The following is a 21,182-nucleotide window of genomic DNA, read 5'->3' as shown; positions in this document are numbered from 1 at the left end:
AATTCCCATGTCCCAAACCATTCGTGACAACCTCAAACGCATGCTCGCGCCGCAACACGTGGCGTTCGTCGGCGGCCGCAGCATGGCCCGCGCCCTCAAGCGTTGCGCCGAGGGCGGCTACCAAGGGCAAATGTGGCTGGTCAACCCGCAGCACGACAGCCTTGAAGGTGTGCCGTGCGTGCGCAGCGTGGCCGAGTTGCCTTGCGGCCCGGACGCCGTGTTCATCGCCACCAACCGCGAACTGACCCTGACCTGCGTGGCCGAACTGGCCGCTATCGGCGCGGGGGGCGCGATCTGCTACGCCTCAGGCTTCGCCGAAACCGGCGCCGAAGGCCAGGCCCTGCAACAGCGACTGCTCAAGGCCGCGGGCACCATGGCCTTGCTCGGTCCCAACTGCTATGGCCTGCTCGACTACCTGCACAGCTGTGCGCTGTGGCCGGTGGCCCATGGCGGCAAAGCGGTGGAAAAGGGCGTGGCGGTGCTGACCCAGAGCGGCAACTTCGCCTACAACCTGTCCATGAGCGACCGTTCGCTGCCAGTGGCCTACATGGCCTCGGTCGGCAATCAGGCGCAACTGGGTATCGCTGAACTGATGGACGCGTTGCTCGACGAGCCGCGCGTCACCGCCATCGGCCTGCATCTGGAAGGCCTGAAGAACGTGCCGGGTTTTGCCCGTGCCGCGCACAAGGCACTGGAGAAGGGCGTCCCGATCATTGCCCTGAAAACCGGCGTATCGCAGATCGGCGCCGAACTGGCCTTGAGTCACACCAGTTCGCTGTCCGGCTCCGATGCGCTGTACGACGCGTTGTTCGACCGTCTCGGGGTGATCCGCGTCAGCGGCCCGGTGAGTTTTGTCGAAACCTTGAAAGCCGCAGCCTGCGGCAACCTGCCGGCAGGCAACAGCCTGATCGCGCTGGCCTGCTCCGGTGGCGACGCCGGGTTGATTGCCGACTACGCCGAACGCAACGACCTGGGCCTGCCGAAACTCGATCAAGGGCAGGTCGGCGAACTCGCGCAAGTGCTGCCGACCTACGCCAACCTGGTCAACCCGCTGGATTTCACCACGGCGATCTGGGGCGACGGCGAAGCCTTAAACCGCATGCTCGACAGTGCGCTGCGCACCGAGGTCGACGCGGCGATGCTGGTGCTCGACTACCCGGCGGAGTTCACCGGCGAGCGCAAGGAATGCGACCTGCTGCTGCAGTTGTACTGCGCGGCGCTGCAACGTCACGGCAAGACCGGTTTTGTCACCTCCGCCTTCCCCGAACTGCTGCCGGCCCATGCCCGTGAGCGTCTGCACGCCGAAGGTGTCGCGGCCTTGCAGGGGGTTGAAGATGGCTTGGCCGCGTGGGGTCGCATCGCCGGTTATCAGCGCAACCGCCAGGCCTTGTTGGCTTTGGGCGAATCGGCACTGGTTCCGCTGTGCCCGCGCGCATTGGAAGGTGAGGGGCGTTTGCTCAATGAGTGGAACTCCAAACAGGCGTTGAAAGCCTTTGGCCTGCCGACGCCCAACGGCGTATTGAGCACCCCGGACATGGCCCTGAAGGACGCCGATGCATTGGGCTATCCGCTGGTACTCAAAGCGGTCAGCGCACAGCTGCCGCACAAGACCGAGGCTGGCGCCGTGGCGCTCAATCTCAAGGATGGCGCGGCGCTAAGCGCTGCACTGGAGAAGATGCGCGCCAGCATTGCCGCTTACGCCCTGGGCGTACCCTTCGATCAAGTGTTGCTGGAGCCCATGGCCAAGCCGCCACTGGCTGAGCTGATTGTCGGCATCAAGCGCGAAAACGATTTCGGCCTCGCGCTGGTGATCGGTGCCGGTGGCATTCTGGTGGAGTTGCTCAAGGACAGTCGCAGCCTGTTGCTGCCGACCACTGACGGCGCGATCCGCAATGCCTTGCTCAGCCTGCGCAGCGCACCGTTGCTGCAAGGTTTCCGTGGTCGCGAGCCTGCTGACCTGGACGCGTTGGTGAGCGCGATCCGCGCCGTGGCGGATTACGCCTGCGAGAACACCGGACATCTGCTGGAACTCGATGTGAACCCATTGTTGGTCGGTGCCCAGGGCACAACTGCGGTCGATGCGTTGATTCGCCTCGGCCAGGAGTGAGGACATGAATATGCAAAGCAAAACCTTGACCGGTGGCCAGGCCCTGGTGCGTCTGTTGGCCAACTACGGCGTCGATACCGTGTTCGGTATCCCCGGCGTACACACCCTGGAGCTGTATCGCGGCTTGCCCGGCAGCGGCATTCGCCACGTGCTGACCCGCCATGAGCAGGGCGCCAGTTTCATGGCCGACGGCTACGCCCGGGTCAGTGGCAAACCCGGCGTGTGCTTCGTCATCACCGGCCCCGGTGTGACCAACGCCGCCACCGGCATCGGCCAGGCCTACGCCGACTCGATTCCGATGCTGGTGATTTCCAGCGTCAACCACAGCGCCAGCCTCGGCAAGGGCTGGGGCAGCCTGCACGAGTGCCAGGATCAACGGGCGATGACCGCACCGATCACCGCGTTTTCCGCAGTGGCTCTGACCGCCGAAGACCTGCCGGAACTGATCGCCCGTGCCTACGCGGTGTTCGACAGCGAGCGCCCGCGCCCGGTGCACATCTCGGTGCCGCTGGACGTGCTGTCGGCGCCGATTACCCGTGACTGGAGCAACGAGGTGGTGCGCCGCCCGGGTCGCGGCCCGGCATCCGCCAGCGCAATCGATCAAGCCGTGGCCAAACTCAACGCTGCCAAACGCCCAATGATCATTGCCGGTGGCGGTGCGTTGAACGCCACTTCGCAGCTACAGGAAATCAGCACCCGGCTCGCTGCACCGCTGTTCACCAGCGTCGCCGGCAAGGGCCTGCTGCCGCCGGATGCGCCGCTCAACGCCGGTTCATCCCTGTGTGTGGAGCCGGGCTGGAAGCTGATCGCCGAGGCCGACGTGGTGCTGGCGGTCGGCACCGAAATGGCCGACACCGACTACTGGCGTGAACGACTGCCACTCAATGGCGAACTGCTGCGCGTCGACATCGACCCGCGCAAATTCAACGACTTTTATCCGTGCGCGGTGGCGTTGCATGGCGATGCACAACAAACCCTCAGTGGAGTGCTTGAGCGCCTGCCATCCGACGTACGCGACGCTGGCGCAGCCACTGCCTCGGTCGCGGCCCTGCGCGAAGCGGTCAAGGCCAGCCATGGCCCGTTGCAGTCGATCCATCAATCGATCCTCGACCGTATCGCCGCGGAGTTGCCGGACAACGCGTTCATCAGCACCGACATGACCCAACTGGCCTACACCGGCAACTACGCCTTCGACAGCCTGGCCATCCGCAGTTGGCTGCACCCGACCGGCTACGGCACCTTGGGTTACGGCCTGCCGGCCGGCATCGGCGCCAAGTTCGGCGCGCCGCAACGGCCGGGCCTGGTGCTGGTGGGTGATGGTGGTTTCCTCTACACCGCCCAGGAGTTGGCCACGGCTGTTGAAGAACTGGACAGCCCGCTGGTGGTGCTGCTGTGGAACAACGACGCCTTGGGGCAGATTCGCGACGACATGCTCGGCCTGGACATCGAGCCCATCGGCGTGCTGCCGCGCAACCCGGATTTCGCCGCCCTCGCTCGTGCGTTCGGCTGCACCGTGACCCAGCCGCAAAGTCTCGCCGAGTTGCAGACCGACTTGCGCCACGGCTTCAAGCGTAACGGCGTGACCCTGATCGAACTCAAGCATGCCTGTGCGCAGTGATTTGCATTTTAAGGGGATGAAGCCATGCGCTTTTCCGATCTGACTCAACGAATCGCCGGCGACGGTGCCGCCGCGTGGGACATTCACTACCGCGCCCTGGCACTGCGCGAGCAGGGCGAAGACATTCTGCTGTTGTCCGTGGGCGATCCGGATTTCGACACGCCAGAGCCCATCGTGCAGGGCGCCATCGACAGCCTGCGTAGCGGCAACACTCACTATGCCGAGGTTCGCGGCAAGCGTGCCCTGCGTGAGGCCATTGCCAAACGTCATCAGCAGCGCAGCGGCCAAACCGTCTCGGCGGATCAGGTCACCGTGCTGGCCGGGGCGCAATGTGCGCTGTTCAGCGTGGCCCAATGCGTGCTCAATCCCGGTGACGAGGTGATCGTCGCCGAACCGATGTACGTCACCTACGAAGCGGTGTTTGGTGCTTGCGGTGCCGTGGTGGTGCCGGTGCCCGTGCGCTCGGAAAACGGTTTCCGCGTACTGCCCGAAGATGTCGCCGCGCGCATCACCCCGCGCACCCGGGCACTGGCACTGAACAGCCCGCACAACCCGTCCGGCGCGAGTTTGCCGCGCAGCACCTGGGCCGCCTTGGCTGAGTTGTGCATCGCCCACGACCTGTGGCTGATATCCGATGAGGTCTACAGCGAATTGCTGTTCGAAGGCGAGCATGTCAGCCCGGCGAGCCTGCCCGGCATGGCCGAGCGCACCGCGACCCTCAACAGCCTGTCGAAATCCCACGCCATGACCGGGTGGCGTGTCGGTTGGGTGGTGGCACCGCCATCCCTGGCCGCGCACCTGGAAAACCTCGCGTTGTGCATGCTCTACGGCTCGCCCGATTTCATTCAGGACGCCGCCGTGGTAGCCCTGGAAAACAACCTGCCGGAACTTGTGGCCATGCGCGAAGCCTATCGCCAGCGTCGCGATCTGGTGTGCGACAGCCTGGCCGATTGCCCCGGCGTGCGGCCGTTGAAACCCGATGGCGGGATGTTCGTGATGCTCGATATCCGCCAGACCGGGCTCAGCGCCCAGGCGTTTGCCGACCGTCTGCTGGATCGCCACGGTGTGTCGGTATTGGCTGGCGAGGCCTTTGGTCCGAGCGCGGCGGGGCACATTCGCCTTGGTCTGGTGGTCGGCGCCGAACCGCTGCGCGATGCCTGCCAGCGTATTGCCCGTTGTGCTCAAGAACTGATGGAGGTTCAGGTTCATGCTTAACCACAAGGCGTTGTTTATTGATGGTCGCTGGCAGAAACCTTCGGGGCAGGGCATCGCCGAGGTGATCAACCCGGCCACCGAGCAAGTGTGCGGCAGCGTGCCGCTGGGTGATGAACTCGATGTCGAAAATGCCGTGGCGGCTGCACGCCGGGCCTTCGCCTCATGGTCGCGCACGCCGTCCAGCGTGCGGGCCGGTTACATCCGGGCACTGGCCGATCAACTGCGCAATCGTGCCGACGAGATGGCCTCGGTCATCACCACGGAACTGGGCATGCCGGTGCAATGGTGCCGTTCGGTGCAGGTCGATGGGCCGATCATCGGCCTTGAGCAGTACGTCGAACTCGCTCATCTCATGGACGAGGTGCGCGAAGTCGGCAATTCGCTGGTGATCCGCGAGGCGGTGGGGGTCTGCGCGTTCATCAACCCGTGGAATTACCCGCTGCATCAATTGATCGGCAAACTGGCCCCGGCACTGGCCGCCGGTTGCACCGTGGTGGTCAAGCCGAGCCAGGAAACCCCTCTGCATGCCTTCCTGCTGGCGCAGATGATCGAGGACATCGGCCTGCCGGCCGGGGTGTTCAACCTGGTCAGCGGCCCGGGCTCGAAAGTCGGCGAAGCGCTGGCCAAGCACCCGGACGTGGACATGGTGTCGTTCACCGGTTCCACCGGCGCCGGCGTTCGCGTCGCGCAGGCGGCGGCGCCATCGGTCAAGCGCGTGTGCCTGGAACTGGGCGGCAAGTCGCCGCTGCTGATCGCCGAGGATGCCGATCTGGCAGCGGCTGTGCGCTACGGCGTGCAGGACGTGATGATCAACTCCGGCCAGACCTGCACCGCGCTGACGCGCATGCTGCTGCCGGCCAGCCGCTACGCCGAGGCCGTCGAACTGGCGCTCGCCGAAACCCTGAGCCTGCGTATGGGCGATCCCCTCGACCCGCAAAGTTTCCTCGGTCCGATGTGTTCAGCCGGGCAAAAACGCACCGTGCTCGATTACATCAAGGTCGGCCAGCAGGAAGGCGCACGGCTGCTGTGCGGAGGTGACACGCCATCGATGTTCGAGCGCGGCTTCTATGTCAGCCCGACGCTGTTCGCCGATGTCGACAACCGCATGCGCATTGCCCAGGAAGAAATCTTCGGCCCGGTGCTGTGCCTGATTCCCTACACCGATGAGGCGCAAGCGATCCAGATCGCCAACGACTCGCCGTTCGGCTTGTCCAGCGGCGTCTGGGCCGGCAGTGTCGAGCACGCCTTGCATTTGGGTCGCCAACTGCGTGCAGGCCAGTGCTTCCTCAACGGCGCGGCATTCAATTATCAGGCGCCGTTTGGTGGCTACAAACAGTCGGGCAACGGTCGCGAATGGGGTGAGGAGGGGCTGAATGAGTTCGTCGAAGTGAAGGCGATCCAGGTGTGACGGTTGGCGACTCGAACTGTTCATCACCCACTGCTCCACACCTTCAATCGATACGCTGTAAAAAGTCTAAGGAATCACCATGAATGTACTGATCGTCCACGCCCACCCGGAACCGCAATCCTTCACCGCCGCCCTGCGGGACCAGGCTGTCGCCACCCTCGAAGCCCAGGGCCATGAAGTGCAGGTCAGCGACCTGTACAAAATGAACTGGAACCCCGTGGCCAGCGACGCGGATTTCTCGAATCGGGAAAACCCGGAGTACCTGGTCTATGCCCTGGAGCAACGTCTGGGCGTGAAGAGCCAGTCGCTGGCGGCGGACATTCAGGCTGAGCTGGACAAGCTGCTGTGGGCCGACCTGCTGATCCTCAACTTCCCGATCTTCTGGTTCTCCGCCCCGGCGATGCTCAAGGGCTGGATCGACCGGGTGCTGGTGTCCGGCATCTGCTATGGCGGCAAACGCTTTTACGATCAGGGCGGATTGGCTGGGAAGAAGGCACTGGTGACCGTGACCCTGGGCGGGCGCGAACACATGTTCGGCGAAGGCGCGATTCATGGCCCGCTGGAGGACATGCTGCGGCCGATCCTGCGTGGGACTTTGGCTTATGTCGGGTTCGATGTGCTGGAACCGTTCGTGGCCTGGCATGTGCCGTACATCAGTGACGAGGCGCGCCAGCAATTTTTGGTTGATTACAGCCAGCGTTTGCAGCACTTGAGCGACGACCAACCACTGGTATTTCCGAAGTTGGCGCAGTTCGATGACAAGCTCTATCCACTGACCACCAATGCCTGACTGACACCTCATACCCTGTAGGAGCGAGCCTGCTCGCGATAGCGGTGGGTCAGTAAGCAAGATGTTGACTGACACGCCCTCATCGCGAGCAGGCTCGCTCCTACAGTTCTTTGTGTTGGCTGTCCTATTTGGGGGTGTTTAAGAGGTTGTTTAGCGGGTGTCAGCGTTACGTCTGGCAAGCTACAACGGCTTGCGTCATTGCCTACAGCTACGCCAGAATCCGCCGGCTTGTGCGTCTTGGAGCCGGGTTCTATCGTTTGCCGGTCGCTGCAAACAGCAGCGATCGGGTTTGGTAGCCCGTCTTCGTTCTAGGCGCATTGCGTCACCTTAATGCAGTCATTTTTTGGGCTGTGTCTTATATGGTGGCCATGCGCGGGGTCCCTTGCGGGCGCCGGGTTCTAGTGCGACCGGTCTACCAACCCGCGTGTGGCCGCCACCCTTCGTTTGGTAGCGAGGGTGATGGTTCCTTATTATTCGCGCTAGAGGTCCATTCCATGTTCAAAGTCACACCCAACCCGCCGGACACCGATCCCGCATCCCCGTACGAAAACCTCGACTCCCAAAAACTCCACGAAGCCGCCGAGCGCGCCCTCGATCATTACCTCAACCCCGGCCCCGGCATCATGGCCACGCCGCGAAAACCCAGCTCCATGTTCATCGTCAATCCCGAACTCAATGTCGAAACCTTACTGGTGCATGCCTGTGAATCTCTGGCGTCGGCCAATGTCATGGCCAACGATCTGGTGGATCATCTGCAAGGAACCAGCCGCAATGCGCTGCTGGGCATTGCGCAGGTGATCATGCTCGGCGAGCTGGCGGTGAACCGGGCGCTGGATCAACTCGATCCGACGGAATAACTACAAATCTCCAGATCACCGATAGACCTGTAGGAGCGAGCCTGCTCGCGATTGCGTAGTGTCAGTCGACGTCTATTTTGTCTGACACGCCGCCATCGCGAGCAGGCTCGCTCCTACACAACTCCAACCGCTTGTTCGGAAGTCTTTCTCTGAGGGGCCGTTGAACTACACTTTTCAGTTGCTCCACCCGATCGGCAGGCGACGCATGGCGTCGCTTGCCGCCGCCAGTCGACCCAAAGGCTTGCCCGTTGTGGCAAGCCTGTCGGAGGTCATCATGAAAAGGTTTTCACCGGTCAGCCTGTGTCTCGCATTGTCGATTTTGAGTAGCCCGGGATGGGCGCAATCGGTGGTGCCGATGAAAGGGCAGAGTTCGCAACAAACCCAGGCAGATATGTCGGAATGCCAGAGCATCGCCAACAGTCAGGCTGCATCGACGTCTTCGACGCCATCGGGCGGGCGGGTCAAAGGGGCGGCAGCGGGGGCTGCTGCCGGCGCCGTGGCGTCTGGTGTGCGCAGTAATCAGCACGAAGCGTTTGATGATCGTGTCGACAGTGACGTGAAACAGAACGTCCGCCAGGACCGCGCCAAGGAAACCGCCGCGGCCGGTATGGTCGTCGGTGGTTCACGCCAGCGTCAGGAACGCCGGGAGCAATCGAAAACCACGCAGGCGAACACCACGTCGGCCTACAGCAGTTGTTTGCAGGGCAAGGGTTACCAGGTCAACCCTTGAGTCAGGTACGAAACACACTGTGGGAGCGAGCCTGCTCGCGAAGGCGGCGGCACATTCGGCATCCCGGTGCCTGATCCACCGCTATCGCGAGCAGGCTCGCTCCCACAGGGGGCTCAGTGTTTTCTGAATCCGGTTAATTACGCGCTTTCTGCTGCTTGAGCCACTTTCATGGGCTGGTGTCGGCGCACTGTATCGAGGGAAAAGACCCCTGCGCAAACGGCCTGCAGCTCCAATCTGACAACCGTTCATCGGTGAACTACGCTGCGATACGTACCCTCGATCTGAATTTCGTGACGTAAGGATCCGACACATGCGGAGCAGGCTGCTCGCTGTAATGTTTACTGTCTTCGGGATGTTTGGGTCGGCGCAATTGTGGGCCGAAGACGCACCGAAAGTGGTTGAAGCTCCCGTTGAATTGAAAGTGGCCAACCGCAGCATCATGGTGTTTCGCGCGACCCTCCTCGGTGAAGCCCCGGCCGCGCGGGTCAAACGGGCGAAAGCGGTGATCGGTGAGGCGCTGGATGATACGGACGACCTCAATGTCACCCTCGACCCGATCATGAAAAGCTACATGGTGCTGCTGGGTAGCCGGCGCGCCTTTATCGTTTCGCCCAAGGATTTCGACGAGACCGAATATGACTCGGTGCAGCAGGCCGCCGAAGCCGCAGCTGAAAAGCTGCGCCAGGCGGTGGCCGAAACCCGGGAAGCCCGCAGCCTGCGCTTGATCCTGCGCTCCGTGATCGCCGCGCTGCTCGCTACCGGCATTTACATTGCGCTGCTGTTCGGCATGTCATACCTGCGGCGCAGAGTGCTGAAGAAACTGCCCGAACTGATGCACCGGCACACCCAGGCCCTGAAGGTCGGGCGGGTTCCGTTGATCGACGCCAACTTCCTTTATCCAGTGGTCAGCCGCGTGCTGGAATGGCTGCTCTGGGCCATCGTGTTATTGCTCACGTACGAGTGGCTGGGGTTCGTCCTGTCGCGCTTTCCCTATACCCGGCCCTGGGGTGAAAGCCTTAACGACTATCTGCTGGAAGTCGCCGACTATTTGCTGCAAGGCGTTCTCGGGGCCGTCCCCGGGCTGGGCGTGGCACTGGCGATCTTTTTCATTGCACGGGGTGCGACAGCGTTCGCTCGCCGGATACTTCGGCGCATGGCCACGCCCGGCACCTTCAGCTGGCTGAACCGCGAAACCCTGCAGCCTACCCAACGCCTGACGTCGCTGGCGATCTGGCTGTTTGCCCTGGCCATGGCTTATCCCTACTTGCCGGGCGCTGGTACCGATGCGTTCAAAGGCTTGTCGGTGTTGGTCGGCCTGATGATCTCGCTGGGCGCGTCCAGCGTAGTCGGCCAGGCGGCGGCCGGATTGATCCTGACGTACACCCGAACCCTGCGTCCCGGTGAATTCGTACGCATTGGCGAGCACGAAGGGACGGTCACTGAACTGGGCATGTTCACCACAAGCATTCGTACCGGTCTGGGCGAAGTGCTGACCTTGCCCAACTCGATGATCACCGGCACGGTCACCAAGAACTATTCACGGGTTGTACAAGGCCCCGGTTATGTGGTCGATACCGTAGTCACCATTGGCTATGACACACCGTGGCGGCAGGTCGAAGGCATGTTGCTGGAGGCCGCCAGGCGGACACCCGGCATCCTCGAAATACCGCCGGCGCAGGTGTTTCAAACGGCATTGTCGGATTTCTACCCCGAGTACCGGTTGGTGGCTCAAGCCATCCCCAGCCAGCCACGGCCACGTGCCGTGCTGCTGAGCATGCTGCACGCCAACATCCAGGATGTGTTCAACGAATACGGCGTGCAGATCATGTCGCCGCACTACCTGGGCGATCCGCAACAAGAGAAATGGGTGCCCAAGGACAAGTGGTACCCGGCCCCCGCAGAAGAACCGAAGGAACCCTGATTTCGCCTGAAACGGAGTTCACACCGTGATCGAGTTTGGGCTGCATGCTGAACAAGATCATCGAGCAGTCCGGCAGCAACACCCCGGTGCCTGGTTTTACTGTGTGTTATGCGATTTCCAATGTGTTGCTGGCGGTTTGTGGGCGGATCGTTGTGTTTATGGTGGCGGGTTAGTGGAACGCATGCGATGCACGATGACCATCTATCGTGCTTGACGATTCGGAGTTATCAGATGTGATTTAATCTGCTTCTTATTGAAGCAATTTAAATCACGTTAACAGGTGTCCGCTGCATCTCGTGGCACTGGAGCAAATATCATGGCTACTACCGTCAAAACCCGCTCAGTGACGGCACACGTCCCGGTTGACCTGGCCGAACGGGTTGATCAGCTCGCTGAGCGTCTGGATCGCTCTAGAAACTGGATCGTCAAGCAGGCCCTGTCGGCGTGGCTGGATCAGGAAGAAGAACGCAGTCGCCTGACCCGTGAAGCCTTGGCCGATGTGGATGCCGGTCGTGTTATCGACCATCAGGCTGTCCAGGCATGGGCCGAAAGTCTCAGCACAGAATCTCCGTTACCGGTGCCGCGCTGATGGAGTTGAAGTGGACTGGCAAGGCGCTTTCTGATGTAGCCCGTTTGTACGAGTTTCTAGCCACCGTCAATCAACCTGCCGCTGTCCATACGGTTCAACAGCTGATTGCTGCTCCAGGCACTTTGCTAACCAACCCGCGCATTGGAGAGCGTCTGGATGAGTTCGACCCGCGGGATGTGCGGCGAATTCTGATCGGCCACTATGAACTTCGATATGAAATTCAGCGTTCAACGATCTATCTGCTGCGCTTGTGGCATACACGCGAGCATCGATAGCGCCTGCAAGCAAGGGACGAATCTCAGGTCCTGCCTTCAAAAACCACTTTCCCTCATCAGTTGACTGGCGCGGGGGCTGCCGATCTCCAGCACTGGGCCATTGAGCGGGGTGGTCTGTCAGGATGTCGGGTGGCAAAAAGTAATCGCGGGGGCAGGCAGGGCGGGGGAAGGGCGTTGCGAAAAGGGCGTTGAGCGACCTGCAAGGCCGCTCAGTTGTAGCGGTGTTAAAAAAGCATATAGGCGGATGCGGTTGTCTGGTTCAGGTCGATCTCGCCGACCTCCAGGACTTCGTACTCAGCGCGCAGGCCGATGTTGCGAAAGACATCGACCTCAAGGCCCACACCGTAGGTCAGGTCAACCCCGGTATCGTCGTCGGTGGCATTGCCGTCGGCGTCCCAGGCGTGAGCACCGACACTGCCGAATACCCGCATCCGATCGCCCAGGGGAAAGCCGACATGGGCGGCAGCCTGGGCCGATTTGCCTTCGAAATCGACATTCTTGTCCTTGAATTGACCGAGATCGACGTAGGCCCCCTCGAAGGCCAGGTAACTATTGACGCGATACCCGGCATAAACCTTGTAGCTGGTGTCGTCGTCGTCCAGTCTGGATTCGTCGGTCTGTATGCTGCTTACGCCAGCTCCAAGATATAAACCTTTGTCATCGGCGAGCGCCTGAAAAGACAGCAACGATAGCAGTGAAGCGAAGCCAAGGTTTCGAAGTAGCATGTGTGGTGGAGTCCTTGTACAGGTTTGTCAGGTGTTAGGGTTCGGCGAGCATTTGAGGGGCCGTGAGGGGTTAATAGAAGTCATTGATTGATATTTTTGCGTCGTGAGGCGGGATGTTTGCCGGGCATTGAAAGTAGCGTCTTGCCAGTGCTTGAACAGGCAGTGCTTTGCAGAACAACCAGCCTTGCGCCAATACAACGCCCTCCGAAACCAGATGCGGCAGTTGCTCCTGAGTCTCGACGCCTTCGGCCACGACCTTGAGTCTTAGCGATTTGGCCAACCGGGCAATGTGTCGCCACAAGGCATCCTCGGCAGCGATCTTGTCGTCTGCAATGAATGAGCGATCTATTTTCAGAATGTCGAAAGGCACCGAATCCAGAAGCGAGAGGTTGGAATAGCCGATACCGAAGTCGTCCACGGCAATGCGATGTCCGCACGCACGAAGCCGTCGCAATTGCATGGCGGCAGGCTTCTGATCGAGCATCGTCCTTTCGGTGATTTCAAAGGCCATGGCGGACACAGGCATGTTGTAGGTTGCCAGCACGCTGGCCACATAGTCCGGGAAGCTCGGGTCCTGAATATCCTGGGCGCAAAGATTGACCGTAATGTAGAAGTCCTTGCACGCCCAAAGGTAGGTGCTGTAATCCACCGCCACTTGTCGAATCACCGAGCGCGTCAGTTTGCGGATCAAGTCAGACTTCTCCGCCACTGGAATGAAAACATCCGCAGGCACTAGGGTGCCGTTGTCGCTCCAGTGAGAAAGTGCTTCGGCGCCCACCAGATAGCCCGTCGTCAAGTTAACGATAGGCTGGTAGTGAACACCCAGCGTGTTGGCTTTCATGGCATTGCGAAGTCGTACGGCGGTAGAGGTGTAATGTCGTTGAACACACATTGCGAGCAAGAGCAGCGTTGCGAACACGCCCGCAAGGCCAATGAATAATTTGAATTTGAGACTTGTCAGGTAGCTCAACGGAAGAGAAATGACCGAGATCAGTTCATTTCGGTTGCCCGCGAAGGCGATCAGGACCTTGTCTGCCGAGGTAACCAGCTCTTCAAGGTGGAAGGGCTTGCGCATCGTCAGCGGCCGAGGGCCCGTGGAGGCAATGGGCACTGCGCCGCCGGGGCCGATCAGGTCCAGTTGCAGGTCCTCGGGAAACTTCAAGTTGTCGAGCAGGATCTTCTTGTTTGCCCATACGTAGGTTGACTGTTCCGACACAATGATGAAGTCGGTGTCCGCAGAAGCTGCGTGGCCGGATCCTACCCAATAAGTTCGTCTTCCAATTGAGAACTTGCGCTTCTCATTGCCTGCCAGTACTGAAGGGAGTTCTTGTCCGTAGGAGGAGCAGATCTTGCCATTGGGCAACTGGATTGCCGCTTGATCGACAAATCGCAGGTTCTTGACCAGGTCGGCCAGTTGTGAATATTGCTCGGCGGAGCATTCCTGGCCCGAACGATCGAGATCGCCGAGGGTTTCCAATACTTTGTCGATCTGCGCATTAGGTTCTACTTGAGCCGCACGCAGATCGGCATAAACGTTATTCAACTTCCGAGCGATGAATTGCTCAGCCAGTCCTCCAGCACAGAACCATGCAGCCCAGCACGTCGCAGCAATCAGGCATACAGTGACTGCGTGCCTTCCAGGTAACGCTTTATATGCGGCAATCATCGAAAAACCCCGAGGTATCAATATTTCACTGTGCGCCCTGTAGTCGCGGATTAAACGTCTTCAGTACCAGTCAATTACCCAGGCCAATAAGATGCCACTTGCATAGACGGCAATGCACAGTGCGATTTTCTGCTTGAGCGGAAGTGTGTTTATTCGATGATGCATGCCTATTTCCTTGAGTGGGCAAATAAGCAATGGTGGGTCCCTATGGTTAATCAAAGGAAATTATTAATCATCATTTGCAGGGCTTGGCGGAGTTGCGCCTGGCCGTTTCTGACGGAGTCTCTCCGTAAGCAATCTGATACGCCTTGGAAAATCGACCCAGATGGTGGAAATTCCAGAACATCGCGGTTTCTGTTACGGTGGGCCACGTTTTATTAATCAGGTCGCGGCGGGCACTGGCGAGTCTCAGGTTTCTGATATAGGCGATTGGCGACATCCCGAACGTTTCAATAAAGCCAAAATGCAGGGTGCGAGTGGTGGTATCGAGTTGCCTTACCAGCGATTTTATAGAGAGCGTTTTTTTTGTGTTTTCATGAATGTACTGTATGGCTTCTATCGCCACCTTTCTTCTTGTCGGGACTTTGCGGCTGAAGCCGCCAGCGGGTGTCAACGACTGCAATAGAGCAGCAAGCACTGCACGTTCAATCGCTGAACCCTCTGCTGCGCTGCGCTGTGATGAATCAGAGTCGTTGATGTCGACACAGCAAGCGCTGATGGCTTGAACGGCCGATTGTATGAATTGAAAGTTTTCAGCCTGGAAGCTGTGTTGTGTTCTGTTGGCAAGTATATCTATGACAGCGTGATGTTGGCGGCACCGGTCATAGTTTTCCAGTGTTGTGGTTATGCTGAAAAGTGTTTCATTCGGTTCGCAGGTGTAATGCACCGATTCATCGCTGTGCAGTACGATGATTTCGTCAGGCCGTAGTTTGTGATTGTTTACGACGGGACGACCAATCGGAGGTTGCGAGATGGCGAATGTCACGAATCCGGCAGGGACAGAACTGACCAGGGTGACGGATGAGTCGAACTCAAGACGGCTGCATTGGAGTTCGGGACTGTGAAAGAGCTTATGTTGCCGAATGCACGCCTCTTGCTCGGTCGGAATAAGGCTCATTTCCCATTTGCCTATTGTTCTATTCAGTTGGCTCGGCAAGGCAGAAGACAAATGAAAGATCTCGTCGGGCGGTGCGATACTCATGAAATTGAAGGCTCATCTGTTAAATGATTAGGGTCAAGCCTGACGGGCAGTCATGGAGAAGGTACGCGATTCGGCGTCCTTGCTGCCGGTGAGATCGCCCCCATTGGCTTTGAACGGGTTGTCAGAGTCCCCGGATCAGTTCCAGCTCCGCCGAAAATGCATACTTGCTGCCCAACGGTGAATCGTCCATGTGTTGAACGTTGCGCGGGTCAATTTTCGAACTGAAGATCTGCGATTGGGGTTTCATCGGGTCAATGGCTGCAGCTGTAAAGGCGTAAAAGTCGTCAATACGATAACCGGTTTTTACCTGATAGCTGGTTTTCACTGCACTTGGGACCTTCTTGTTGGTTTCAACACTCGTCAATTTGGTACTGTAGACACCTTTGTCGTCGGCCATGGCCTTGAGAGAAAGCAATAAACCAAACGACACGGTGACGAAGTTTTTCAGTAGCATCGAGGCGATTTCCTTATGAACAGTTTATTCAGGCAGAGCAGTATGTCAGCTGCATCTCTGCCACGACCTGGCCTGAAAATAATCTCACCCCGATGGAGTCTGCCAAAGTCAATAACTCATATTTATGAGGTCGTCAGAATGGTCAAAACACTGCTTGCACCGGGTTACACCCTACACGTCAGAGTAATATGAGCGAACTGGCGTAACTCGTGCCGGTATCACCTTGTGGTGGGGTGGAGAGAGGAAAATCACTGTCCTGATCGTCCGTGTGATACTCATTCTCACTATGGATTTTCAGATGCGATAGTTTCTGGCGATCATCCGGGCTTGTTTCAATTTCATAATATTCAATGGTCGTGCTTTCGACGGAGTGCTCGTCGTGAGCTAACGAATAAAGTGGCATGGCAGACAAAAATACTACCGCCAGAAATCCGAAAGTCGTCGAATGATGGGGTCGCAGGAAATGCATGGCTTTCACTTGATTCTCCTGTATAGGGCATTGTCCCGGACGAGAATCAAGCAGGCTCGACTCCAAGGATTATCAGCGAGGGATTTTTGGCAGGAGAGGCGTTTGATTCAAATCAATAAGTATTATTTTTGTTTGAAAATTCTTTGATGTGAAGCTGTGCCAGGCGGGCGTCGAGTCGCTGCGGGAGCCCGATTAATGGTTCATGCAGCGCAAGCGGCCAAGCTCATGGATGTAAAAACACACGGCGTTTTTATCCTGGGTCGGGATCAATTCGTAGTTTAGAATAGCGCCTTCTTGCAAGACATATTGACGTCTGAAAAACAGGTCAGGGGTCTTTTCAATGGCAAAAAGTTCATTGTCCTGGCTGAGTTTGATATTGCTGACTTTTATCTCGACGTGTGTATTGTTTTCTCCGATTATATTCGCCGAGATGGTCGCGTTGCGGATTTTCCCATTCAGGCTTTCAAGCGTAGTCCCCGTGAGTCGACCATGCCCGATAGTGAGGTACTCTTCGGTGTTGAGTTGATTGAGATCCTCCAGCCATTGTCGGGACTTTGTCTGGTAACTGGTATTTTCCATGTAGTGCGAAGGTGAATAGACAAAAGAGAAAATACACAGTGCATTGATCAAGCCTATAAGGGGCCAGTGAACGGCTTGCGGAATTCCGAACTTCATAAGGTGACTTCCAGACATTGGCGAATCATCAAGGCGAGGTCTCTTTCGCTGCTGTTCAATTGCAGATTTGCAGTGCTTAGATCCGGGCGAATGCACGAAACGGAATAATTGGCTTTATACAGGTTGATCCAGACCTGGCCTTTCAGGTTAGGCGGTAGCTGTTCAGTTTGTTTGACCGACAGATCCATAAGCGCTTGCGCCTCGGCAAGATCGCTGCCCACGGCGTGTATGACCAGTCCATTCTTGTCGACGCTGGAAATTTCAATTCTTCGCGCGTCGAAGTCGAATTGAAAAATAGTAAAGGCAACGATTGCCAGCGTAACCATATAAGCGATCAGCTGGGCCTTTGTAATGCGAGTGGATTTATTGGTTTTACCTGAGGGTGCAAGCAGCCCATCACTACCAGGTGGCGGTAGTTGTCCAGGGATGGGGGCGGGTGGCTGCTCTGTTTGCTCTGAGGGTGCTGGTACATCTGCTGCTGCATCGACTACACAGTGCCGGTTGAAGCAGTATCCGCGTCGAGGAACAGTCATCAGGATCTCGTGATCCCGACTGTCATTGAGAATATTGCGTAGCGAGAAAACCGTTTGGTTCAAACTGCCGGAGGCAACCACGCGGTCATTCCAGGTGTAGTCGATGATTTCATCGCGGCTTTTAGTGACACCTGGCTCCGTGAGCAGCAGGTCCAACAGACGCGACTCAGCTCTACCTAACGTGGAATTTTGTACATCTCCATGGGGTGTTGTAATGGAAAGCATGGCGCTGTCCGGGTCGAATACCGCCACGGCGCCATTTTTCAACTTGAAGGTGAAGCTCATAGAAATCTTCCGTTCAGGCGGTACTGGCCTGAGTATAGGGGCCGGATTTGGCTCGGTGCATTCTGGTCTGCGAGGTGAACGAAGATGAGGGCCAGGCGGAAGGTGCACTGTGTGTCATATCTACAATGCTGGACTGGCTCGTTTCAGAGGCGTGCCGTGTGGCAAACAGCCCGGCCTGTCAGAGGTATCAGTTCAATCAAACAAAGGAAAAGCATTGCTGGATGACCCACGGTTTTTGATTTGGACACCGTGAATAATGCTTGGAATGGATTATCTGCGCTATCCGAAAACTGCAAGCTCGGGCAGGTGGGTTTGCGCGGAGCTACGCCTGAATGAACTAACCTCGCTGTTGCGACAGGCTTCTATTTCAGCCTGAACTATCAGGATACAAATCAATGATTGTGTTTTTGTGCGCCAGGTTTGTGAAAGATTATTTTTGATTCTTATTAGCTTTGAACCAGGGCTTTTACCGATTTAAATGGATCTCGAGGAGCGTTGACGCACATCGCGTACAGGGTTTGTTTGTCGCGGCGTAAACGATCCTCACCTCTCGTTCTACGGCTTTGCCCCGAGTCCTTTCATGAAGGGCCCGGGGCTTTTTTTTGGTTCTTCACGCAATCCCGGGAAACACATACACAAACACTTCAGGCCATTGTCGTCGCCGATCAAGGCAAGACGTCGTAGCCACGTTGTTGCAGGCAGCTGCTGTAGACGGAGTTGTTGGCGGTGATGCTTTGTTCGCTCGCACTCAGATTCTGCCGCCGCTCCTGGCGTTGCCTGGAAGCCCCCACGACGGCGCCGGCAGCTGCGGCACTGTGTGCGCGGTTCTGGCGATAATCTTGCTTGGTATCGTTGTCGATCTGGTCATAGAGGTTTTCATGTTGGCGACCGCGAATTTCTGCCGCGGTGGCCCCGGCTACCGCGGCGGTTGCGGCGCCCTTTACCCGACCACCGGATGGCACGGTGCTTTGTACCGGATGTTGCGCGTTGGCCTGGGACTGGCAGGCACTGGTGTCCTGCTGGATGGTCTGGGAGGTCTGACCTTTGAGGGGAACCACGGTCGCAGCCAGGGCGCTGGTGCTCAGCAACATCGTAACGAGCGCTACGTTATGGGCCAGTATTTTCATCATTGAGTCTCACGTCAGGCGTCGGTACGGTTAACGGTTTGTCAGAGGGAAAACACGGCAAAGTATCACATTGAAACCCCATGCAGGTTTGCTTGCGATGGGGTTTGCCTGAGCGTCAACGCTTGAGGAGGAGGGCCTGCATATCGTCGGTCATGCCTTTGAGCGCAATCTTGAAGTCCTTGGCAACAATCGGCTGTTCGGCATTCTTGATGGTCTCGCCGAATACCTTGCGAACGATCTTCGCGACCGGCATACCGGTTTTGGCGTCGATCAGGTTGGCTTCGATGTACATCTCGGCAGTCTGATCGCGATGCCCGGTGGCGGCTTGCGTCGCCCCGACAATGGCCCCGATTGGAACGGCCTCATACCAGTGCATGCCTTCGTTGTTGGCGCTGACGTGAGTGATCGCCGCTTGCAGGATCAGCGATCGCGAATCGCTCGGTACCAACTGTGCATAGGGGACGATCGTGTAGCGCTGGGCAAAGGCGGTCTTGACGCTGTTGCTGGCCATCAATTGCAGGTCTTGCAGCGTCTTCAGGCTGACGCGCGCGGTCGACTGCGGCGCTGGATACAGCTCCATCTGCCGGAACACCACCGTGGAGTACGCGCGAGGATCGAACCCCGGCGATACCCAGCGCAATACCTTCTGCTCACTCGGCGTAGTTTGCTCCTCCAGGCCCTGGTAGTTGCCCAGGAAGCCCGAGTATTGCTCTTGCTGCGCCACTTTCGAGACACAGCCGACCTGAAATACACAACTCAAAGCTAAACCCGCAATCCATTTATTCGACATGCCCATGTATTTGGTTCTCAAGTGATGAAAGTTGTCATTCGGGTTCCGAGCTGGCTCCAGGCATTGGTCTGGGCGCCACGTATTCGGGCACTGGTACTCGCCAGCCGGTTACGCAAAGCAGGTGCTTGCACGCCGGTCAATGCGGGCTGAATGCTGCCAGTAGCGGCTGGATAATCCGAATCAATAACTCTCAAAAACTGTTAAACGCACGATGGGAAATTGCACTGGCTTGACCACCGAATTGCATTGCCACTGACCAGGCATTCGCATTCGTATTGACCACCTGTTTGCATGTGGCTTGACCAATGACATGCCGCAGCGACGACCGGCTGCACACGACCCAATATAGACGTTGGGGAAAGGTCCAGAGTACATACAAAAAAGCCTGGACGCTTTCCCAACACTCTTTCCTGGGGGCATCCGGGCTTTGGCGTAATGCTCGAATCAGATGACACCTCTTGGGAGATGGTCGATACGAGCGCAGAGAGCTCAGATCGAGCCGGCCGGCGTAACGGCAGGGAAGTCCTTCTCGGGATCGAACACGTTATTGAAAAAGTTCGTCAGGGAGTACATGGCCACCAACGCGACAATCTCCATGATATTCGCATCGGTGTATCCCGCATCGCGGACGGCTTTCAGATCAGCGTCACTGACCTTTCCGCGAGTCTCGATGACTTTGTGCGAGAACTGGAGGGCAGCGTCGCGCTTCGGGTCGGGGGCATGGCCCTTGCGAGCGAGAATGATTTCATCGGCCGGCAGCTTGGCCATATGTTCGGCCGTAAAGCTGTGAACCGTCAGGCAGTAGTTGCAGCCATTCGCTTCGGAGACGGCGAGGCCGATACTGTCACGCGTCTTCACATCGAGCGCTTTGCTCAAGGAACCGAGCAGAGTGGCCCATGAGTTGAACGCGATTGGACTCTGCGCGAAGGTCATCATCATATTTGGAGTGAACCCGATGTTCTTGGTGAATGCATCGAGCGTCGGTTTTGAATCGGCCGGCACTTGTTCCGGCGTTAGAACTGCACTTCTAGGCATCATAGTCTCCGTAAGTTACTGCGTTTATTAACGATTAAACGAGATCCAATACATCTGACAGCGGACGGCGCGGCTTCTGAGCCCAGTTTCCCGGACGCTCCGCGCCTATGGACAACAACATGACCGGCACTTCGTTTTCAGCCAGTGCGAACTCGCGGGCCACCGCTTCGGCATCGAAACCGATCATCGGCGTCGAACCCAGGCCTAGCGAGCGGGCGGCATAGATGATCGCCGATGCACCGAAGGTGCCCGTGCGTACTGCCTCGTCGCGCTGGCGCTGTGGGTGCTCTAAATACAAATCGCGTGCAGGGAGTTCCCAATCCGGCACCATCGTGGCCGGCATTACGCCCGCTTCCACCAGCGGTGCAAGGCGTTCGGGTATTACGCTGGAATCGGCCAGTTGGCCGCAGATGATGAAGGTAACGGCTGCTTCAGTGATCGGGGGCTGACTCCAGGCGATAGGACTCAACCGGGCTTTGGCTTCAGGCGTACGTACCGCGATGAAACGCCAGTTCTGTATATGGAAGGATGTTGGTGCGGTGGTGCCGATTCGCACCAACTCACGGATTTGGTCGTCGCTCAAAGTGGCGGCAGGGTCGTAGTACTTGGCGGCGCTGCGACTCACGATACATTCGATGACGGCGTTGGTCATGATGGTTCCTATGTTTGAGGGGTAAGTTGCTCCGTCTTGGTCTTTAAATCTTGTACCGTC

Annotated in this window: 22 protein-coding genes; 11 read left to right on the top strand and 11 right to left on the bottom strand. The window is 58.1% G+C overall.

The genetic code is table 11. The features are described 5' to 3' along the window. Nucleotides 1-7 precede the first annotated feature (7 nt). The 11 genes from KW849_RS05720 (at nucleotide 8) to KW849_RS05675 (ending at nucleotide 11,510) form a co-directional block, all read left to right on the top strand. Nucleotides 8-2,107, top strand: coding sequence for an acetate--CoA ligase family protein (locus tag KW849_RS05720; RefSeq protein ID WP_218428493.1), 2,100 nt, complete (start codon nucleotides 8-10; stop codon nucleotides 2,105-2,107). Nucleotides 2,108-2,117: 10 nt separating this feature from the next. After that, nucleotides 2,118-3,725, top strand: a complete 1,608-nt coding sequence (locus tag KW849_RS05715; RefSeq protein WP_218428739.1) for a 5-guanidino-2-oxopentanoate decarboxylase — start codon at nucleotides 2,118-2,120, stop codon at nucleotides 3,723-3,725. 24 nt (nucleotides 3,726-3,749) lie between these two features. Continuing rightward, nucleotides 3,750-4,940 (top strand): pyridoxal phosphate-dependent aminotransferase, encoded by a 1,191-nt coding sequence (locus tag KW849_RS05710; protein ID WP_218428491.1) that lies wholly within the window; start codon nucleotides 3,750-3,752, stop codon nucleotides 4,938-4,940. Beyond that, a complete protein-coding gene (locus KW849_RS05705) occupies nucleotides 4,933-6,348 on the top strand; it encodes an aldehyde dehydrogenase family protein (protein WP_218428489.1) in 1,416 nt (471 codons plus the stop codon). Before KW849_RS05710 ends, KW849_RS05705 begins: the two co-directional genes overlap by 8 nt. A 79-nt stretch (nucleotides 6,349-6,427) precedes the next feature. Then, a complete protein-coding gene (locus tag KW849_RS05700; RefSeq protein ID WP_218428487.1) occupies nucleotides 6,428-7,138 on the top strand; it encodes an NAD(P)H-dependent oxidoreductase in 711 nt (236 codons plus the stop codon). A 494-nt stretch (nucleotides 7,139-7,632) separates the two neighbouring features. Beyond that, nucleotides 7,633-7,995, top strand: a complete 363-nt coding sequence (locus tag KW849_RS05695; RefSeq protein WP_218428485.1) for a DUF6124 family protein — start codon at nucleotides 7,633-7,635, stop codon at nucleotides 7,993-7,995. A gap of 274 nt (nucleotides 7,996-8,269) precedes the next feature. After that, nucleotides 8,270-8,725: a YMGG-like glycine zipper-containing protein gene (locus tag KW849_RS05690; protein ID WP_218428483.1), complete on the top strand. Its 456-nt coding sequence runs from the start codon at nucleotides 8,270-8,272 to the stop codon at nucleotides 8,723-8,725. A 310-nt stretch (nucleotides 8,726-9,035) separates the two neighbouring features. After that, nucleotides 9,036-10,646 (top strand): mechanosensitive ion channel family protein, encoded by a 1,611-nt coding sequence (locus tag KW849_RS05685; protein ID WP_218428481.1) that lies wholly within the window; start codon nucleotides 9,036-9,038, stop codon nucleotides 10,644-10,646. Between the two features lie 44 nt (nucleotides 10,647-10,690). Further along, entirely contained in the window at nucleotides 10,691-10,819 is a 129-nt protein-coding gene (locus KW849_RS31265) for a hypothetical protein (protein WP_256357116.1), read from the top strand. A 143-nt stretch (nucleotides 10,820-10,962) separates the two neighbouring features. Then, the gene (locus KW849_RS05680) at nucleotides 10,963-11,235 is read left to right on the top strand and encodes a CopG family ribbon-helix-helix protein (protein ID WP_108215763.1); all 273 of its coding nucleotides are present in this window, start codon (nucleotides 10,963-10,965) and stop codon (nucleotides 11,233-11,235) included. Continuing rightward, the gene (locus KW849_RS05675) at nucleotides 11,235-11,510 is read left to right on the top strand and encodes a type II toxin-antitoxin system RelE/ParE family toxin (protein WP_218428479.1); all 276 of its coding nucleotides are present in this window, start codon (nucleotides 11,235-11,237) and stop codon (nucleotides 11,508-11,510) included. The genes KW849_RS05680 and KW849_RS05675 overlap by 1 nt, the downstream gene beginning before the upstream one ends. 224 nt (nucleotides 11,511-11,734) lie before the next feature. On the opposite strand, the gene KW849_RS05670 is transcribed toward KW849_RS05675, so the two are convergent. The 11 genes from KW849_RS05670 to KW849_RS05620 form a co-directional block, all read right to left on the bottom strand. After that, entirely contained in the window at nucleotides 11,735-12,235 is a 501-nt protein-coding gene (locus KW849_RS05670) for an outer membrane beta-barrel protein (protein WP_046037049.1), read from the bottom strand. Nucleotides 12,236-12,305: 70 nt separating this feature from the next. Beyond that, a complete protein-coding gene (locus KW849_RS05665) occupies nucleotides 12,306-13,901 on the bottom strand; it encodes an EAL domain-containing protein (protein WP_218428476.1) in 1,596 nt (531 codons plus the stop codon). A 235-nt stretch (nucleotides 13,902-14,136) separates the two neighbouring features. Continuing rightward, nucleotides 14,137-15,102 carry a helix-turn-helix domain-containing protein gene (locus KW849_RS05660; RefSeq protein WP_218428474.1) on the bottom strand — a complete coding sequence of 322 codons (966 nt, stop codon included), beginning with the start codon at nucleotides 15,100-15,102 and terminating at the stop codon, nucleotides 14,137-14,139. A 121-nt stretch (nucleotides 15,103-15,223) separates the two neighbouring features. Next, nucleotides 15,224-15,556, bottom strand: coding sequence for a hypothetical protein (locus KW849_RS05655; RefSeq protein WP_218428471.1), 333 nt, complete (start codon nucleotides 15,554-15,556; stop codon nucleotides 15,224-15,226). 178 nt (nucleotides 15,557-15,734) lie between these two features. After that, the gene (locus KW849_RS05650) at nucleotides 15,735-16,025 is read right to left on the bottom strand and encodes a hypothetical protein (RefSeq protein WP_218428738.1); all 291 of its coding nucleotides are present in this window, start codon (nucleotides 16,023-16,025) and stop codon (nucleotides 15,735-15,737) included. A 192-nt stretch (nucleotides 16,026-16,217) separates the two neighbouring features. Continuing rightward, the gene (locus KW849_RS05645) at nucleotides 16,218-16,700 is read right to left on the bottom strand and encodes a hypothetical protein (protein WP_108215758.1); all 483 of its coding nucleotides are present in this window, start codon (nucleotides 16,698-16,700) and stop codon (nucleotides 16,218-16,220) included. Continuing rightward, nucleotides 16,697-17,518, bottom strand: a complete 822-nt coding sequence (locus tag KW849_RS05640; RefSeq protein WP_218428469.1) for a transcriptional regulator — start codon at nucleotides 17,516-17,518, stop codon at nucleotides 16,697-16,699. The genes KW849_RS05645 and KW849_RS05640 overlap by 4 nt, the downstream gene beginning before the upstream one ends. Nucleotides 17,519-18,183: 665 nt before the next feature. Continuing rightward, nucleotides 18,184-18,648, bottom strand: a complete 465-nt coding sequence (locus tag KW849_RS05635) for a hypothetical protein (RefSeq protein WP_371319111.1) — start codon at nucleotides 18,646-18,648, stop codon at nucleotides 18,184-18,186. A 112-nt stretch (nucleotides 18,649-18,760) separates the two neighbouring features. After that, nucleotides 18,761-19,441: a DUF3313 domain-containing protein gene (locus KW849_RS05630; protein WP_218428467.1), complete on the bottom strand. Its 681-nt coding sequence runs from the start codon at nucleotides 19,439-19,441 to the stop codon at nucleotides 18,761-18,763. Nucleotides 19,442-19,924: 483 nt separating this feature from the next. Then, complete coding sequence (locus tag KW849_RS05625; protein ID WP_218428465.1) at nucleotides 19,925-20,470, bottom strand: carboxymuconolactone decarboxylase family protein; 546 nt, start codon at nucleotides 20,468-20,470, stop codon at nucleotides 19,925-19,927. A 34-nt stretch (nucleotides 20,471-20,504) separates the two neighbouring features. Further along, nucleotides 20,505-21,122 carry a nitroreductase family protein gene (locus tag KW849_RS05620; RefSeq protein ID WP_218428463.1) on the bottom strand — a complete coding sequence of 206 codons (618 nt, stop codon included), beginning with the start codon at nucleotides 21,120-21,122 and terminating at the stop codon, nucleotides 20,505-20,507. Between the last annotated feature and the right edge of the window lie 60 nt (nucleotides 21,123-21,182).

It is taken from the genome of Pseudomonas sp. PDM26, assembly GCF_019219185.1.
Classification (GTDB): Bacteria; Pseudomonadota; Gammaproteobacteria; order Pseudomonadales; family Pseudomonadaceae; genus Aquipseudomonas.
This window is presented reverse-complemented; position numbering and strand designations above follow the sequence as displayed.